Annotated in this window: 23 protein-coding genes; 2 read left to right on the top strand and 21 right to left on the bottom strand. The window is 65.5% G+C overall.

Annotation, left to right across the window (positions count from 1 at the left end; genetic code table 11):
- Positions 1-2 precede the first annotated feature (2 nt).
- Positions 3-614, top strand: a complete 612-nt coding sequence (locus RTK35_RS27015; RefSeq protein WP_316909412.1) for a superoxide dismutase — start codon at positions 3-5, stop codon at positions 612-614.
- Entirely contained in the window at positions 614-1,546 is a 933-nt protein-coding gene (locus RTK35_RS27010) for a ZIP family metal transporter (RefSeq protein WP_409563797.1), read from the top strand. The genes RTK35_RS27015 and RTK35_RS27010 overlap by 1 nt, the downstream gene beginning before the upstream one ends.
- Before the next feature lie 456 nt (positions 1,547-2,002).
- Here the strand turns inward: RTK35_RS27010 and RTK35_RS27005 are convergent, their stop codons facing one another.
- The 21 genes from RTK35_RS27005 to RTK35_RS26905 all read right to left on the bottom strand — a co-directional run bounded on the left by RTK35_RS27005 (position 2,003) and on the right by RTK35_RS26905 (position 15,707).
- Positions 2,003-2,323 (bottom strand): helix-turn-helix domain-containing protein, encoded by a 321-nt coding sequence (locus RTK35_RS27005; protein ID WP_279863507.1) that lies wholly within the window; start codon positions 2,321-2,323, stop codon positions 2,003-2,005.
- Entirely contained in the window at positions 2,320-2,673 is a 354-nt protein-coding gene (locus RTK35_RS27000) for a type II toxin-antitoxin system RelE/ParE family toxin (RefSeq protein WP_279863508.1), read from the bottom strand. Before RTK35_RS27000 ends, RTK35_RS27005 begins: the two co-directional genes overlap by 4 nt.
- 91 nt (positions 2,674-2,764) lie before the next feature.
- Positions 2,765-3,718: a hypothetical protein gene (locus RTK35_RS26995; RefSeq protein ID WP_316909411.1), complete on the bottom strand. Its 954-nt coding sequence runs from the start codon at positions 3,716-3,718 to the stop codon at positions 2,765-2,767.
- Positions 3,691-4,395 (bottom strand): hypothetical protein, encoded by a 705-nt coding sequence (locus RTK35_RS26990; RefSeq protein ID WP_182851875.1) that lies wholly within the window; start codon positions 4,393-4,395, stop codon positions 3,691-3,693. Before RTK35_RS26990 ends, RTK35_RS26995 begins: the two co-directional genes overlap by 28 nt.
- The gene (locus RTK35_RS26985; RefSeq protein WP_182851876.1) at positions 4,392-4,922 is read right to left on the bottom strand and encodes a DNA-binding protein; all 531 of its coding nucleotides are present in this window, start codon (positions 4,920-4,922) and stop codon (positions 4,392-4,394) included. Before RTK35_RS26985 ends, RTK35_RS26990 begins: the two co-directional genes overlap by 4 nt.
- Positions 4,919-5,842 carry a hypothetical protein gene (locus tag RTK35_RS26980; RefSeq protein ID WP_316909410.1) on the bottom strand — a complete coding sequence of 308 codons (924 nt, stop codon included), beginning with the start codon at positions 5,840-5,842 and terminating at the stop codon, positions 4,919-4,921. The genes RTK35_RS26985 and RTK35_RS26980 overlap by 4 nt, the downstream gene beginning before the upstream one ends.
- Positions 5,839-6,396, bottom strand: coding sequence for a hypothetical protein (locus RTK35_RS26975; RefSeq protein ID WP_316909409.1), 558 nt, complete (start codon positions 6,394-6,396; stop codon positions 5,839-5,841). Before RTK35_RS26975 ends, RTK35_RS26980 begins: the two co-directional genes overlap by 4 nt.
- Before the next feature lie 9 nt (positions 6,397-6,405).
- Complete coding sequence (locus RTK35_RS26970; RefSeq protein WP_316909408.1) at positions 6,406-8,325, bottom strand: phage tail protein; 1,920 nt, start codon at positions 8,323-8,325, stop codon at positions 6,406-6,408.
- 9 nt (positions 8,326-8,334) lie between these two features.
- Positions 8,335-8,859: a phage tail protein gene (locus tag RTK35_RS26965; RefSeq protein ID WP_316909407.1), complete on the bottom strand. Its 525-nt coding sequence runs from the start codon at positions 8,857-8,859 to the stop codon at positions 8,335-8,337.
- Positions 8,852-10,024 (bottom strand): baseplate J/gp47 family protein, encoded by a 1,173-nt coding sequence (locus tag RTK35_RS26960; RefSeq protein ID WP_182851881.1) that lies wholly within the window; start codon positions 10,022-10,024, stop codon positions 8,852-8,854. Before RTK35_RS26960 ends, RTK35_RS26965 begins: the two co-directional genes overlap by 8 nt.
- Complete coding sequence (locus tag RTK35_RS26955; RefSeq protein ID WP_182851882.1) at positions 10,021-10,338, bottom strand: DUF2590 family protein; 318 nt, start codon at positions 10,336-10,338, stop codon at positions 10,021-10,023. The genes RTK35_RS26960 and RTK35_RS26955 overlap by 4 nt, the downstream gene beginning before the upstream one ends.
- Positions 10,335-12,245: a phage tail tape measure protein gene (locus RTK35_RS26950; protein WP_316909406.1), complete on the bottom strand. Its 1,911-nt coding sequence runs from the start codon at positions 12,243-12,245 to the stop codon at positions 10,335-10,337. The genes RTK35_RS26955 and RTK35_RS26950 overlap by 4 nt, the downstream gene beginning before the upstream one ends.
- A gap of 14 nt (positions 12,246-12,259) precedes the next feature.
- Positions 12,260-12,400 (bottom strand): DUF6890 family protein, encoded by a 141-nt coding sequence (locus tag RTK35_RS26945; RefSeq protein WP_044409718.1) that lies wholly within the window; start codon positions 12,398-12,400, stop codon positions 12,260-12,262.
- 23 nt (positions 12,401-12,423) lie between these two features.
- Entirely contained in the window at positions 12,424-12,711 is a 288-nt protein-coding gene (locus RTK35_RS26940; RefSeq protein ID WP_182851885.1) for a putative phage tail assembly chaperone, read from the bottom strand.
- A complete protein-coding gene (locus tag RTK35_RS26935) occupies positions 12,708-12,950 on the bottom strand; it encodes a hypothetical protein (protein ID WP_232104258.1) in 243 nt (80 codons plus the stop codon). The genes RTK35_RS26940 and RTK35_RS26935 overlap by 4 nt, the downstream gene beginning before the upstream one ends.
- Positions 12,951-12,964: 14 nt before the next feature.
- Positions 12,965-13,330, bottom strand: coding sequence for a DUF1353 domain-containing protein (locus RTK35_RS26930; protein ID WP_069564661.1), 366 nt, complete (start codon positions 13,328-13,330; stop codon positions 12,965-12,967).
- On the bottom strand, positions 13,320-13,541 hold the full coding sequence (locus RTK35_RS26925) for a hypothetical protein (RefSeq protein ID WP_069564660.1): 222 nt from the start codon (positions 13,539-13,541) through the stop codon (positions 13,320-13,322). The genes RTK35_RS26930 and RTK35_RS26925 overlap by 11 nt, the downstream gene beginning before the upstream one ends.
- A 2-nt stretch (positions 13,542-13,543) precedes the next feature.
- A complete protein-coding gene (locus tag RTK35_RS26920) occupies positions 13,544-13,930 on the bottom strand; it encodes a D-Ala-D-Ala carboxypeptidase family metallohydrolase (RefSeq protein ID WP_316909405.1) in 387 nt (128 codons plus the stop codon).
- Positions 13,927-14,139, bottom strand: a complete 213-nt coding sequence (locus RTK35_RS26915) for a TraR/DksA C4-type zinc finger protein (RefSeq protein ID WP_069564659.1) — start codon at positions 14,137-14,139, stop codon at positions 13,927-13,929. The genes RTK35_RS26920 and RTK35_RS26915 overlap by 4 nt, the downstream gene beginning before the upstream one ends.
- A complete protein-coding gene (locus RTK35_RS26910) occupies positions 14,139-14,588 on the bottom strand; it encodes a phage protein (RefSeq protein WP_316909404.1) in 450 nt (149 codons plus the stop codon). The genes RTK35_RS26915 and RTK35_RS26910 overlap by 1 nt, the downstream gene beginning before the upstream one ends.
- Before the next feature lie 3 nt (positions 14,589-14,591).
- Positions 14,592-15,707 (bottom strand): DUF2586 domain-containing protein, encoded by a 1,116-nt coding sequence (locus tag RTK35_RS26905; RefSeq protein ID WP_316909403.1) that lies wholly within the window; start codon positions 15,705-15,707, stop codon positions 14,592-14,594.

Below are 15,707 nucleotides of genomic sequence, written 5' to 3'. Positions count from 1 at the left end.
CCATGCCTTACGTCTTGCCTGCCTTGTCCTATGCCTACGACTCGCTGGAGCCACACATCGATGCGGCCACCATGGAGATCCACCACAGCAAGCACCACCAGGCCTACGTGAACAACCTGAACGCGGCGCTGGAGGGCAACGCCCTCGGGCATCTGCCGGTGGAGCAGGTGCTGCGTCGCCTTGATGAGCTGCCCGAGGCCTTGCGCGTGGCGGTGATCAACAACGGGGGCGGGCATGCGAACCACAGCCTGTTCTGGACCGTGATGTCGCCGTCAGGTGGCGGTGAGCCCGGTGGAACCCTGCGTACGGCCATCGAAGCGGAGCTGGGTGGTTTCGCTGCCTTCAGGGAGGCCTTTACCCAGGCCGCGCTGAAGCGCTTCGGCAGTGGTTGGGCATGGTTGTCGGTGACGCCCGAACGGCGCCTGGTGGTGGAGAGCACCGGTAACCAGGACAGTCCGCTGATGCACGGCAATACGCCGGTGCTGGGTCTGGACGTTTGGGAGCACGCCTATTACCTGCGCTATCAGAACCGCCGACCGGAATACATCGGGGCGTTCTACAACGTGGTGGATTGGGCCGAGGTGGAGCGGCGCTACCGAGAGGCACTGGCCTGATGGCGGCGCCCTTGCGTATGGCGTCCCCGGCCCGTCGACGACGGCTGGTGGGGGCAGGCCTGCCCAGCGGCTTGTCGCTGCGGCAGGTGCTGGGCATCGCGCTGGTGCTGATCGGGGCGCTGCTGCTGGGGTGGCGGGCGCTGCTGGCCACCGAGCGGGTGCTGGAGCCGCACCTCTGGCATGCGCTGATGGCCGGGAGCCTCTGCGCCCTGGGCACGGCCGTCGGCACCTTGCCGGTGCTGTGCCTGGGTCGTCTGTCGGCCCGGGCGTCCAATGCCCTGCTTGGCTTCGGGGCCGGCGTGATGTTGGCGGCGACGGTGTTCTCGCTGCTGATGCCGGGGCTGGAGGCGGCGGGGCAGTTGGGGTTCTCCCGCTGGTCGGCGGGGTTTCTGGTCAGCATTGGCTTGCTGTTGGGGGCCAGTGCGCTGTTCGGCCTGGGGCGCCTGTTGCCGGACCAGGCGTTACCCGTCGATGCCGGGGCTGGCGTGCGTCTGGCGCCTCGGGTGGTGCTGTTCGTGATCGCCATCGTGGTGCACAACATTCCGGAAGGCATGGCGGTGGGCGTTGCGGCTGGCGCGGGCCTGGCCGGCGCGGACAGTTTGGCGCTGGGCATTGCGCTGCAGGACCTGCCGGAGGGGCTGATCATTTCCCTGGTGCTGGCAGGGGCGGGGATGTCGCGAGGACGGGCGTTGCTCATCGGTGCGGCATCCGGGCTGGTAGAGCCGCTGTTCGCGTTGCTGTGCGCGTGGTTGGTGCAGGTCTCGACTGTGCTACTGCCGTGGGGCCTGGCCCTGGCTGCGGGGGCGATGCTCTTCGCGGTGACTCACGAGATCATCCCGGAGTGCCACAGGCGTGGACACCCGGTGGCCGGGAGCCTGGGGCTGGCGTTCGGCTTCTGCCTGATGATGGTGCTGGATACGGCGCTGGTGTAGCGAGGGGGCGTGGTTATTCGCCTTCGTCGAACTTGTTGTTGACCGGTTCTGAAGTGCTGTTGTGTTTGGGAAAACCCCGCATAGCGTGGGTTTTCCGAGATATATGCGCCTATTTTTCGCACACTTTGCTTCGGGGTGTGGACGTAATGTGGACACTCCGGGCCGACCCATCTTGCACATCCTGACAATTCCTTTCACAGCGTGAAAAGCGAGCCTAACCGCCAGATCCCGCGCTGCCGCTGCCGTCGCGTCCCTCTTTCACCCCACCCTGGATTGCGCAAAAAAATCATGCACGGCCCGTCGGCGGGAGGGGGATAAGTCCGTTCTTGCCCTCGGTTTTCTGGACGAGCGATTTTTTCGGCGTGCTCACCATGGTGACCTGCGATAGGTCGGAAATAGTGTTCGGGGCAAAGAAAAACCCGCCAGGTGGCGGGTTTCTCGGGTGCAGCTATTGAGTCAGGCAAAGACTACTTCCACTCGCCCTTCCCGTCGTGATCTTGGAGCAGCTTTGACCACAATCTGAACATCGCGGCCCAAACGTGACAGGCAGTCAATCATCTTGGCTTCGCTGATACCTCTGAATTTCCCGCGCAGCATGTCAGAAACCTTTGGTTGAGGTAGCCCAAGGATCTCTGCGGCTTGAACTTGTGTTAGATGGCGGGCTTTGATGATGCCGCCGATTTTCTCCGCAAGTCTTGCCTTCATCATCATTTCGCTGGCATCGGCTCTTCCGATGTCTGCGTATACGTTGCCGCTACCTTCTTCAATCTCAATCATTTCTTTCCACCATTCGCATGTGCTTCCGCTGCTTTCAATCGCGACTTGATCAAGTCGATATCATGCTGCGGTGTCTCTATGCCTTTGGTCGATTTTTTCTGGAAGCAATGCAGGGCATAGACTGCTGCTCCAAATTTCACTGTGTAGACTGCTCGATAGGTATCGCCATCGTAATCCTCGACAACTTCAAGCACCCCAGCTCCAGAAAAGCCCTTTAGTGGCTTTGCCTGTGGGTGTTTGCCGCCTTCTTGGGCCTGATGTAGGGCGAAGCCAAACACATCTTGTACGTCGTCGGGCATATCTGAGAGATCCTTCTTGCTACTCCCTACCCAGTGCAACGGCTTCCCCATCTACTAAGGTTCCCTGTAAATATGTGCAGCAAATATATACCTATATTGGTATAGAATTCAACTGGCAGTTGAATGCCACCCGTCCGCTAGGTTATGCGGTGATAGGTTTCAGCTGCCCCGACAAGGACAACGCCTTGGCTGCTTTGCTGCTGAACTGAGCCACGTCGCCGACGCTCGGCATTGGCCCTGGAACGTGGGTATGGGCGGCCAGCTGGGTGTTCATCTGCTGCACCAGGTCGATTAGATCCAGCAGCACCTGCAGGACGTTTACGCCTGGGGAGCCCAGCCAGGTCTGGGCCGCGATGCTGCGGCGGATCCCCACGATGGCCTCGGTCATATCACCGCCCACGGTGGCGTTCAGTTTCTGCCCCACCACCAGGTTCAGGTCGCGTCCGGTGGCTTGATGCAGGTCGCCCACGGCGGCGAGGCTCGCGGATCCGCCGGACAGCAGTTTGAGTGCCCCCAGCGCCTGCAGTTTCTTCACCCCGCCCACGGTCTCGGTGCTGTGGTCGTCCACGTCCACGGTGGTGATCTGGTAGTGCTCGGTGTTCTCCAGGGCCTCCACCTCGCGCTCTACGGCCTGATCGCGGATCTGCCCATCCGTCTGGCGGGTCCAGTTGCCATCGGCGTCCACTCGCTGCTGGCTGGCCTCGCTGTGCTGCCACAGCTGATCCCCCTTTGAGACCTTCGGCAGGCTCAGCCCGTGCGGGAGTATCTGCGCGATGTAGGGCTTGTGGGGCAGGCCGTAGGCAAAGCACACCACCACGGTGGCACCTTCTTCGGGGAAGCCGAAGAAGCCGGCCTCCTGGCCGCCATTGGGGGCGGGTAGGGGTAGGCTGTGAAGAATGGGCAGGTCGGGATCGGGTTCGCCGTCGGGGCGCAGCACTTCGACATCCACCCCGAAGCGTGGGCGGAAGTCGTCGCACAGGCCCGGAGCGTCCGGCGCATCTGGGACGGCGACCACACGGCCCAAGCGGGGCAGGTGATAGCCCCCGGTCAGTTCGGGAAATTGGCGCTCTACTGCGCGGCGGATTGCGTCTTCCATCGGAGGGCCATCTGCGAGTCGGCGAGGGTCACGGACGTGATCCGCTCGCCTTGGTTGATAGACGCACCAGGGCGAAGGCCTGGGAGGGCCGCCACCATGGCGCTCTGGTTGCCTTGGTAGGTGTCGAACAGCTCGGGCGGGAGCGGCAAGGGATCGCGCACGCCCCAGAAGCTGTGTGCCCAGCTGCCCACGTACACCTCGCCGTCGCCCTGCTGCTGCCAGATGAAGTCCGGGATGCCGAACACCTGGGCGAGGCTGTCCATGGCCTGATACCCGGCGGCCAGGCTGTAGAAGTAGGGCGTCTTCACCTTTGCGTAGGGTTGGTCCGGCACGCGAAAGCGCAGGCCGGTGCGCGTGCTGATCTCGGCCAGCACCTGCCGGAGATCCACATGGCGCAGGTTCATGGGCAGCGGCATGGCCAGCACGCTGGTCAGCTCGCGGCAGAACAGCACCTGCTGCTGGCTGTTGGCGGCGGTGCAGCGCTCGACGTGGCCGATGAAGTGCCGCTGTAGCGCGCGTTCGTTGTAGCCCAGGTCCAGGGTCACCAGGCCGCGTACGGGCGCTTCGGCCTTGATGGTGAGGCTGGCCCGGCCGGGGCTGCGCAGATCCAGGCGCACCTCGTCTTTCACCAGGGGGTACACCTTGCCGGCGATGGTCAGGACCTTGTGCAGCTTCATGCGAGGGCGTCATCCAGGCGTTTCAGAATGGCTTCAAAGCCGGTCAACTCGCCCGGCTGGGCGCCGCCTTCGCTGGTGGTGCCGTCGATGGACTGGCCAGGGCCTGCCTGCTGCGTCACCGAGTTGCCGGGGCGGCGTTTCTCCACGCGCTCGGCTGTGGATAGTTTCTCGGCCAGGGTGAACTGGACGCGCCACGCCGACAGCGTGTCGTCCTCGCGGGCGCTTACGCCGTCGCTGAACTCCACCTGCCGGACGCCGAAGGCCTCGGCGGTGTCGTTCACCACCCGATAGGTGCGGCGCTGGCCGCCGGCACCGGTGGCTTCGGCCCAGCTCATCAGCTCCACCAGGTGCGCGCGGTCGCGGTACGGAATCAGCAGGGTGATGGTCAGCGTCTTGGGCTTGAAGCCCTTGTGCGCCGCGTCGGTGTTGCTGGTCTGCCCCGACAGATCGTCGCTCTCGATGCGCAGCGAGGCCGCCACTTTGAGCCCCTTCCCGCGCACCTTCTTGCCGTCGAGTAGCAGCGTCATAGGCCCACCAGCTCACGCACGAAGCTCAGCCCATCCAGCGATCCCGTCAGCACCAGGCCGGCGCTCAGCACCCATTCATGGCCAGGCGGCTGGCCGTCGAGCATGGCGGCGCGTAGTTGGGCCGGCGTACCAGGGCCGACCAGTCGGGCGCGCATGCTGTCGTCAGCGGATCCGCCGGCCAGCAGCGCCTGCAGGTCGGTCAGCTTCTGGTCGCGTGCCGCTTGCTGGGTGGCCTTGCGCCCGGCCAGCGCGACGAGATCCGCCATGGGCGAGCTGTCGGCGGCGTAGCCCTCCAGGACGGCCAACTGGCCCGCCATGGACCGCTTGGCGGCCTTGGTGATGGTGCAGCGCTCCAGGGGCAGTGTGCCCCAGCGCGGCAGCGGGCCAGCAGAGGGCGTCACCCACTTTTCCGACTCCAGCCGGGACAGGTGCCGGGCGCGCCGTTCGGTGCGCACCAGGTCCGGTACCGGCAGCAGCGCGTTGAAGCGCGCCAGGGTGCTCGCCAACTGGTCGTAGCGGGTAGCCAGGAACAGGATCGACAGCGCGAACTGCGGGCCGGTAGGGCGGCCGGCGTCGGTGCTGTCCACCAGCTTGTCGGCCAGGTGCTGCAGCAGGTTGGGTGCCGACAGGAAGCGCTGGTGGCCACGGCCTTGGCCGATGCCCGACTGGAAGGGCGTCACCGCCAGGCAGGCCGGCGCCTCGCCCAGCTGCGCGGAGAGCGCAGCACGCCCGGCGGCGATGGCGGCCTGCGCGGCGCTGCCGACCGGGCCAGGGTTGGTGGTGGCCATACCGTCCAGACCTGCCAGGCGGATGGCAGTGCTGGCCAGCTCACCGCCGGCCAGATCCTTGGCCGCCGCCAGGCCACCCATCCACTGGGTGGCCTGCTCAGGCCAGCGCATGGTCACAGGTGCCCAGGTCACGATGCAGCGGCCTCCCAGGTGATGGCTTGCATGGCCTCGATGTCACCGGCTGCCAGCGCAAGATCCAGCTGCTGTTTCAGCGCGTTGGCGCGCTGCAGCAGCTGCAGCTTGTACAAGGTGAAGTCGTCGCCCACCTGACGCAGTTGCTCGGCGGTGTGCAAGCGGAAGTCCCTCACGCCTTGCTCGTCGCGGCAGGCATAGGGCATATCCAGCCCCCGCAGGATGGCGCCGGTCAGGTTCAGCTGATCATCCAGCTGGCTGCTGTATCGGTGGGGCGTGCCCAGGGCAGCAGACTGGAAGCCGCTGATGATGGCTGACTCGCAGGCCGTGTCGACTTCCTTGGTTTTTACCCCGTGCCGACTCTTCAAGCGTTCGGCCGCGCTGGGTTCTGATGGGTAAATGGGGGTGGGAATACCATCCGAATTCAGGGCAATGGGCAGGCCTGTTTTAATCAGCTCAGTGCGCAGTTCTTCACTGATCCTGACGGCGCCTTTCGGGATGTCGTTGCGGTCTTCCGAATAGAAACCTGAATGCACGGGGTCAAAAAAAGGCATTGATCGCTCCTAGTAACCTACGAAAATCCAGGCGAACTCGTGCCCGTTCAAACCTTGGCTCGTTACCCCTTCGGCCTGAATAACCGCATTGCTTCTGCTCATGGATCGGCGCAAGTACATGGTTTCGTGGTGAGCGCCCCCGGAGCTGTTCACCGGGAAGGCACCACCCCACAAGCAGGCCGATGGAAAGGCGTCGTTAAAGGTGAGCGTCACCAGCTCGCCTTCGGCAAATGCCCAGGCTCTGGAGTAGGTGCCCAGCTTGAGAATCAAACCTCCGGGAAGAGGCGCGCTGTAGGCACCTCCGGCACTGCTCAGGGGGTACAGCGTGTTGATGTTCTGATCGCTCAGTTGCCTGGCCCATGGGCCAATGGCATTTGCGTTGGTAGAGCGTGACCACACTTCGCCGTTGGCGAGCGTCATCCAGTTGAATTCGAGATTGTTGCCGGTGCCCTTGTTACTGACTTGAACGATGCCAGCTGCTGCTGTGGGCGCCCCTACCGTAGAGGCGTTGCAGGCATAGATGCCTGTCGGGATATCGGTGCGGTTCAGGTTTGCCAGCAGAGGCATCGCTGTTTCGCCCTCGTTTGTGCCAATCCCGAACGCATTGATCGCGTTCTTTACAAAGGCGGTATTGGCCAGTTGCACCCACGGCAGCCACACGTTTCCAAGACAGCTGCGCGCCCACACCATTGGGGTGGGGCTGTTGTATGACACGGCGATCTGCGCGCGGTCGCTGGTGGCGGAGATGGTTCCGTAAAACGTGGTGGTGATGTGCCAATAGAATCCATTTGCCCCGTCTGGGGTGTTGGCATGCTTGGTCACGATAACGGGCGCTATCGCGATGTTCGGATCTTGCCTATCCGTGCCCTGGCTCAGGTTTCGGGTCGCTGTGGCAAGGAAGCTCGCGTCACCAGCAACGGCTTTGACGAACGCAGTGGTAGAAATAACGTCGTCACGGTCGCTGCTCTTCTGAGCCCCTTTCGCTATCGCGTTCGGGATCTGATCAAGCCCCACGTCGTCCTTGGTGGTCGCCCTGGCCCGCAGGCCGGCGTAGTCGCCCACGCGGGCGGCGAAGTGCGCCACCAGCGGTCCCGCGATGTTCTCCACCGGGCGGCTATCGGTGACGGTGTTGCTGTTCGGCAGCTCTGCGAGGGCCACGCAGTAGTGCTGCACGCCGGCACTGTCCACGTAGTCCACCTTTGCTGTCCCCCAGACCACGCTCCAGGACGCCACCACGTCGTTCAGCTCGCGCTTCAGGGCGACGTCCAGCCAGGCGGTGGTGGGGAATGCCGGCGGCACCACAGGCAGCGCTGCAGAATGCTGCAGGCGCACGCCTTCCACGTAGGCGGTGCCCGGCTTGAGCTGATACGCCCCGCCCACTTTCTCCAGCTGCAGCGCGCTGCCGAAGAAGCACGCGCGCCCGTAGATGTCGCGGTTGCTCTGGCGCTCGCGCTCGTCGATGCCTGCCAGGCGCACGGTGAAGTCGTGCTGCCAGGTGCTGGCGTCGATGGTCAGGCCGGTCAGCGCCTGGGCGCCGTCGAACACCACCAGGAAGTTGCGGGTGACGTTGTTCCCCAGCTGCAGCGGCGGGATGTTGCGGCGCTTCTGCTGGGTGGGCACGTAGGCCACCATCAGCAGCACGTTCTCGGCGGTTTCCAGGCCGATCCAGTTCCAGTCGAAGTCGCCGATATCGCTGCCCAGCATCAGGCTGTAGACCACCTGATTGGGGTTCACGTAGCCGGCCTGGGTGATGTCGTAGGTGCCGACGATCTGCCCGGCGGCCGGCTTGCCGGCAGCGCGGTCCACCGGCCCGTTGGGATCGAGGCCGGGCACGTTGGCCAGGATGAAGCGGGACACGGTGAGGATCTGCTGCGCGCCCTGCTTCTGCGCGATCAGGCTTTCACCGGCAAGGGTAATGCTGGCACCCATGGGGGTCTCCTACAGGCTGGCGACCAGCGTCTGCTGGTCGTCGTTGAAATCGACCGCGACCAGGCCAAGCGTCACCGGGGTAATGGTCACGAAGTCGTAGCGGCGGCAGGTGCGGCCGTACTGCTGAATCAGCACGCGCAGCAGCTCGGGGTTCTCGGCCAACTGGGTGTTGCTCAGTTGCAGCAGCACCACGTCCCAGTCGCGTTCGGGGTGGCGTTCCTCGATCTCCACATAGCCCACGCCCAGGCGCTGCAGAATGCGCTTCATGCCGGCAACGCTGCCGGCGTCCACGGCGTTGATGAAGGCGTGCTTCACCCGCAGGCGATACAGGGCCTCGGGCTCGCCCTTGAAGCGCGTGATGTCGCGCTGCCAGGCCAGCAGATCCAGGATGGTCAGGTGGCAGGTGTCGGCGTCCATCTGCAGCAGCGGCCAGTGCAGCCAGCCTTCCACCTTTGTCCACCAGGCCTGTGCGGCAGCCTTGAGCTTTGCCAGCTCGGGGCCGTCCAGCCAGAAGGGCAGCCCGAGCTTAATCATGGGGCACCACCTGCAGGCTCTGGATCCGGGGGATGGCCAGCTCCGACACGATGTCGGCGTTCTGGAAGCGCAGCGACTCGATGCCGGGGAACTGTTGGTGCAGTTCCTCGCCCAGGCGGCTGAAGGAAAAGCGCGACTGCGGGTAGGTCAGGGTTGGCTGGTAGTCGGTGGTGGTGCTCTCGCGGAATGCGGCGCGCACGAACAGCTCGATGTTCGCCAGCAGGCTCTGGCGTTGCTCGGCGGTCAGCGTCGAACGCGGCCACACCTCCAGCATGATGGCGTGCAGGGTCTCCGGCATCTCCATCACCAGCAGGTCATCACCATGGCCATGGTTGCCCTGGTCACGGATGTGGGCGTTGATCTGCTCCAGGTAGGTGGCTGCCGGCACGTCCGCCTCGAACAGCACATAGGCATTGGCGCTACCAGGGCCACGCGGCGCACCGTGCAGGAAGTACACGCCATCGGGGCGCACACCCGGGAAAGCCGAGATCAGCGCACGGTAGACGGCATCGGTGTGCCACTGGTTGACCGCCGAAAACTGGTTGCGCACGCGCAGGCGCAGCTCGTCGTCGGGCTCAGGATCCGCGCCGGGCGAGGTCAGCCAGCCGCTGGCGTTCACCACCTGGGCGATGCCCGGCACGGGCTCCGGCAGGATGGCGTAGTAGCCGGGCGCCAGGTTGAAGCCGGCGCCGGTATCCACCGCCTCGGCCGGGATCTCCAGTTGCATCGCGCCATCGGTGAACGTGCCATCGGCGGTCGTCACCAACTGGTAGATGTGCCCGTTGATCGAAGCGGACTGCACCACCGTGCCGGCGGGCACCTCCAGGGCGCCGCCGGCCGCCAGGCGGGTGAACAGCAGCAGGCCCTTGGCCTTGGTTGCGCCCTTGCGCTCCACGTTCACGGCCCAGGCCAGCATGTCCAGCCAGGCGCCGGAGGCGGTCTTCACAAAGAAGTTCGGCAGCACGGTGCCGCTGATGAAGGTGATCAGCCACAGCACGGGCTTGGTCACCAGGGCGGTGACGATCCGCCAGAACGGCGAATAGGCGCTGGTGTTGCTCAGCGCGCTGCCCTGGGCGGCCACTTCACTTTCCCAGGCCTGGCGCAGCCCTTGCTCGGTGGTGGGAATGCCGGCGTCATTGAGCGCCTGCTTGAAATCTACGGTCACAGGGTCACCTCAATCACTCCAAACTCAACGGTGCGCGCGGTCACCAGGTACTGGCCGGCGTCCACTTCACGGATCTTCGCGGTGCCGGGCACCAGGCGTTCGTCGGCCTCCACCAGCAGCTCCAACTGCTGGATGCAGTCGCGCTGCCGAAGGCGGTCACGCTCAGCCACCAGGGTCACCAGCAGGCCGCTCTCGCGGATCATGTGGGCAATGTCCTGGGCGATGCTCGCGCGGTCATCCACCAGCCGCGGCTGGCGGGACGGGTCCAGCGCCAGGTCGTTGTCCTGGATCAGCAGATCGATGTAGAGGCTCATCCGGCAGCCATCCCCAGCATGTTTTCCAGTTCCAGCGGGGTCATGGCCTTGCCGGTGTGGATCTCCACCTTCTCGATGTGATTGCCCCTGCTCTGGCTGGACGTGTTCTGGATCCGCGTCAGCAGGCCACCCGGCGGCACGCTGGCGGCCTGGCTCGGCGACAGGCTGGGAATGGCCGCATTGATCGTCTGCTGCATCTTCTGTGCGGCCGCTGCGCGCTCGGCGGCGCTCATGGCTTCGCCCATGCCTGGCGCTTCGGGCATATCGGCAAAGCTGGTATCGATCGACACGCCAGGGATCTTGTTCAGCAGCTCGATCAGGCCTTTCAGCGCCTTGCCCAGCAGCGCGAACGGCGACAGGTTGGTGAAGGCCCACAGCAGGGTGTCCCACACGCTGTTCGCGCCACTGGTCGCGCCCGTCAGTTCAGCGAGCCAGCCCACCACGTTGGCACCGATGCTCCACAGCTTCTGCAGGGCAGCCCAGCCCAGCTGCAGCACCGCCACCCAGATCTTGAACGCCAGCACCACGGGGCTGATGATCGTCAGCAGCACCTGGAACCACGCGGTGTTGCCGAATTTGGCCTTCAACTGGTCCCACCAGATGATGGCGGCACCCACAGCCACGATCAGCAGGACGATCCCCAGGACCAGCAGCGCGATAGGGCTGATCAGAATCGACAGCACCGACATCACCCCGCCCAGCACGGTCAGCAGACCCGCAGCGGCGACCAGAGCGAGCAGACCGAGAGTGATGTAGCCCAGCCAGCGCGCGATGTTCGGGAACATGGTCAGCCAGCGCTGGAAGGTCGTCCCCATCTTGGTGATGCGCTGAATCAGCGGCGTCAGCACGGGCATCAGCACCTGGCCCATCACGATGCGCAGGTTCTGCAGCATGGCGGCGAACTGGTCGAACGGATCCACCATGGCCTTGGCCATCTGCTCGGCCTGCTCCATGCCTTTCACCTTGCCCAGCTTGTTCAGGCCACCGCGCAGCCGGTCGGTGTCCTTCATCAGGGTGACGATCAAGCGCGACGCCTCGCCGCCGAAGGCGCCGGTGATGGCGTCGAGCTTCGCCTGGGTGTCCAGGTCGCCGAACTTCCCTTTCAGCTTGTCCAGGATCGACAGCATGGGCAGCAGCCGGCCGTTGCTGTCGGTGAACTTCATGCCGAGCTTTTCCGACGCCCCGGCGATGTTCTCGAAGAAGGACTTGTACAGCCCGCCCGCCTCGCCACCTTCGATGGTGGTGCCGAGCGTGCCCAGGACGGCCATCTGCTCGGCCAGGCTCACACCCGCCGCCGAAGCGCCAATGCCGGTGGCCTTGAAGGCGTCGTTCAACTGCTGGCCACTGGTGCGGAACAGCTGGACGGCGAGCGCACTCTGCCCGGCCAGCATCTCCACCCACTCGCCTTTGCCCATGGCGTCCGCCTGGGCCTTGTTCAGGCCATACAGCGTGCCGATGTAGGCGCTGATCGTCTCGCTGTCGGTCTTGGTGGCCTTGGCCAGCACGTTGGAGGCGTTGGTGAACAGGGCCAGCTGCGAGCCGGTCAGGTCCTTTACCGCACCTTCGATGCTGTAGGCGGACTGGACAAAGGCGGTCGCGTTCTCGCCGTAGGCCACGGCGAACTCGAAGGACTTCGCCTGGAGTGATTCCAGGGCGTCTTCGGCCACCCCCAGGGAACGCACCTCGCCCAGCGCGCGGAGCTGGTCCCGCGCAGGCTGCAGGCCTTCCTTGAACGCCACGATGGTGCCGACCACGCCCGCCATGCCGGCGCCCATCTGCACAAAGCCGTTCTTGCCGACCTCGGCCACGTCCTGCAGCTGCCTGGCGACGTTGGCGGCCGGGGCCGTCACCTGATCGACCAGGCGCAGGATGAAGTCAAGGTGACTGGTGGTGGATGCAGCAGCCATTCATTGGGTCTCGGTCAGCCGTTCAGCGCCTTGGCGATGCCGTTGGCCACGGCGATCTCCATGCGGCGCCAGTGTTCGTCCTCCAGCCACTTGGCAGTGCCCAGGTTGTCAGCCGTGGGCGCTGCGCCAGGCAGCCAGCGCTCGACCAGGGCCATCAGCTGGCCCAGGCCGTCCTCGGTCAGGCGCTCGGCGTGGGCGAGGGCTTTTTTACGGTCACTTCAACGTCGGGCGCGTACTCTTCCAGCAGCGCGCCGGCCAGCTTCATGGTGGTCAGCGGGTTGGCCAGCAGCGGGCGCAGGCTGGCGAGCTGTTCCTGCTTCACGGCGGTGGTCAGCAGGTTGTGCGACGGCGCCACTTTGTTGGTGGCGGTCAGGCCGTTGAAGTACTTGGTGACCAGCTGCGGATCCAGGGTGAAGGTGAATTCCTTCTCGCTGACTTCCAGGGTGATCTCGCGGACCTCGCTCATGTTCTTTTCCTCTGCGGGGGTTGGGTGAAAAGGTGTTGCAGGCGTTGCTCCAGCCGGTCCTCCAGCTTCTCCATCGCCTTGTCGATGTGCTCGGCGCGCACGTAGCGCTCGGCCACTTCGATGCGGAACTCCAGGTGCTCGCGGCGGGCCGCGCTGACCTGCTTGAACAGGTACACCTGGAAGCCCACCACGCCGGTTAACACCAGCTCGGTGAGCATCAGCAGCACGCTGATAGCCATGGCGGACAGCTCCATCAGATGCGCCCCCAGTTGCCCCGGCCGCCGATGCGCACGGCGCACCACATGAGCCAGGCCAGGGCCTTGCCCATGCCTTCCTCCAGCAAGGCCTGATGAAAGACCTGGTCGGCCTCGGCCTTGGTGAAGCGGTGGGTCTGGTGGGTGTAGAGGTAGTCGTGCACCACCGCCGGCCGGCGGGCCAGGGCGTGGTCACGCGGCACGATGCGCCAGGCCAGGCGGGGCACGCTGGCCAGGTCGGTGCGATAGCCCACCGGAACGAGCACCAGGCGGTCGTCGCGGGTGACGTAGGCCAGCGGCTGGATCACCTCCCAGGCGTCATCCACCGGCAGCGAGCGCAGTTCCAGGTCGGACTTAAAGGGCATCGGCGGCGCACTCCACGCGGATCCGGTTCGGGGCGGTGCTGGTGGCGATGGCCTCGCGCAGCACCACGCGGCCGACCTCTGGCGTGTCGCAGTAGCGCTGCACCAGGGTGGCGGCGGTGCTGCCCACCAGGTTCTGGCTGCTGCAGGCGGCGAGCAGCAGGGTGGCGCCCGACAGGGCGAGCGCGAGGGCGACGATCACGGCTTTGGTCATGCTCAGTAGCTCCAGATGGCGGGGGAGGGGAAACGCCCGTCAGCGGACGTGCCCAGGTGCAGGAAGCGCGCGGTGCCCTTCTGGCTCACGCCGATGCGGGTGAAGCCCAGTTCCAGGGCGAGCTGAAGCACGCGCAACGCCTCCGGCCCGCGAATTGCCACGTCCACGGCCTTGCCCGTGCAGTGCTCACCGGGCTGGGCCTTCTTCGCTTCCACCGGGTGCTTCGGGCAGCGGTACGCGCTGGACAGCACCAGAGGCTTGCCGTAGGCCGTGCGCAGGCGCTGCAGCCGGTCCATGAACGCCGGATCCATCTCGGCGCCCGTGCTGCTACAGCGGCCGCATTTGCAGCGCAGTTCAGCCTGCGAGAAGTTCGGCCAGGGGCTGGTCATCGGCGGTGTCCTTTCTCGAAAGTGGATTGGCAGGGCACGCAGCGGGTGATCCCACCCAGCGCGCGGCGCGCGGCGGGGATCTCGTCGCCGCAGTCGATGCAGTCGTCCAGGCTGGGGCCGGCGGGGCGGTTGCTGGCGAGCTGGGCAGCCAGGGCGCGCGCCAGTTCCAGTTCCTCGCGCGCCACGGCGCGGTCTACCCAGTCCGGCATCAGCGCAGGCCCTCGATCTCGCTGGCGTCGAGGTACGGCACGCCGTTGATGCGGATGAAGTCCGGGCTGGTGACGTCGTAGGGCACCTTGTGGACCGACTTGCTGCCGCCCTTCGGGTCGATATCCAGCAGGCTGGAGACCTTGAGCTTCAGGCCGAAGGCCTCCACGCGCAGTTCGTCGTCGCCGGCCTTGGCGTAGAACACCGCGTCGAACGGCTCCATGGCGCGGAAGCTGCCGGCACGCTTGGCGGCCTCCATCAGCAGGCCGAAGTTGGCGCTGTCCAGCTCCAGTTCACCGCCGCCGGACACGTCGCCGTCCACATGGCCATCGGGGACGCCACCGGTCTGGGCCACCGCGCTGTTGTCGGTGATGTCCAGGGTGGCCTTCTCGACGTGCACCAGGAGGTCGCCCAGGTTCACGTCGAAGTTCATGCCGCTGATTCGGGCCATGGCTTACTCCTCGTCGCCGCTGGACAGGTCCAGCGCGATGTTTGCGGTCAGGTCTTTGGGGCAGTTGTAGGGGCGCAGGGAGATGTAGGCCTCCACCTTGGTCTTGCTCATCCACACCAGGGTGATGGCGTCGTCCTTCGGTGGCTCGATGTCGCCAGGGAACTGAATGCCGGCGAACAGCACCGAGCGCGACATCTCGCGCAGCGGGCGCATCAGCGCGGACTTGTTGGCCGCCATGCTGTTGGGGGTGTTGTTCAGCTTGCGGTCGGCCACGCGCTGAATCAGCAGGATGCGCACGCGGCGGGCGGCCTTGTCGGTGATCCGCAGGTACTCCACCACCTGAAAGTCGGAGCCGGGGGCGTCCAGCATGTTGCCGTCGCCCCAGTACACGCCGGGGTAGTCCGGGTAGGTCTGCGGCACCGAAAAGCGCGACTTGTCCAGCTCGGCCAAGATCGCGGACGGCAGCGGGATGCCGTCCTTGTCCTGCGGCGTGGTGCCCAGGCCCAGCAGTGCCCCGGTGGCCACGCGCATGGGGCTGTCGGCGATGCTTACGGCGGCATTGGCCAGGCGGCCCGCGAGCACGCCCAGGTCGTTGCCATGCAGTTGCGGCACGACCATCACACGCGGGGCCAAGAGGTCGGCGGTGATCGCACGCTGCTCGGCCAGGTAGGTTGCCCAGTCCTGGCCCGCCTTGATGCCCACGGATGCGGCGATGAAGATCACGCGGCGGCCGTAGCGGTTGTTGATCGACACGGCCGTGTCATGCATCGCCGACAGCTCGGCGCCGGACGTGATCGGCTGGGTGACCACCACCATTTCCACCGAAACGCCTTCGCGCTGGGCCTTGTCCAGGGCGTCTTGCCAGTTGCCGTCTGCGGCGATGGGAGCAGCCATGCAGGCCCAGCGGTCGCCGCCGTTCAGGCGCGCGGCGGTCACCTGGGTTTTCAGGTCGCTGGCGGGGATGCCCAGCTCGGTGTCCAGATCGCTCTGGGTGTTCAGGGGGATCAGCTTGCCGACGTTCTTGGACGCCGGGCCGATGAACAGGAAATAGCGCTCGATCTCCGTCACCGGGCCTTGACCCAGGTTCAGGTTGTTGACGCTGACTTTGCCTTGAGCCAT

This window comes from Pseudomonas sp. zfem003 (assembly GCF_032621675.1).
In the GTDB taxonomy this organism is placed as follows: Bacteria; Pseudomonadota; Gammaproteobacteria; order Pseudomonadales; family Pseudomonadaceae; genus Metapseudomonas; species Metapseudomonas otitidis.
The sequence above is the reverse complement of the archived record's forward strand: the minus strand, read 5'-3'. Positions and strand labels throughout refer to the sequence as shown.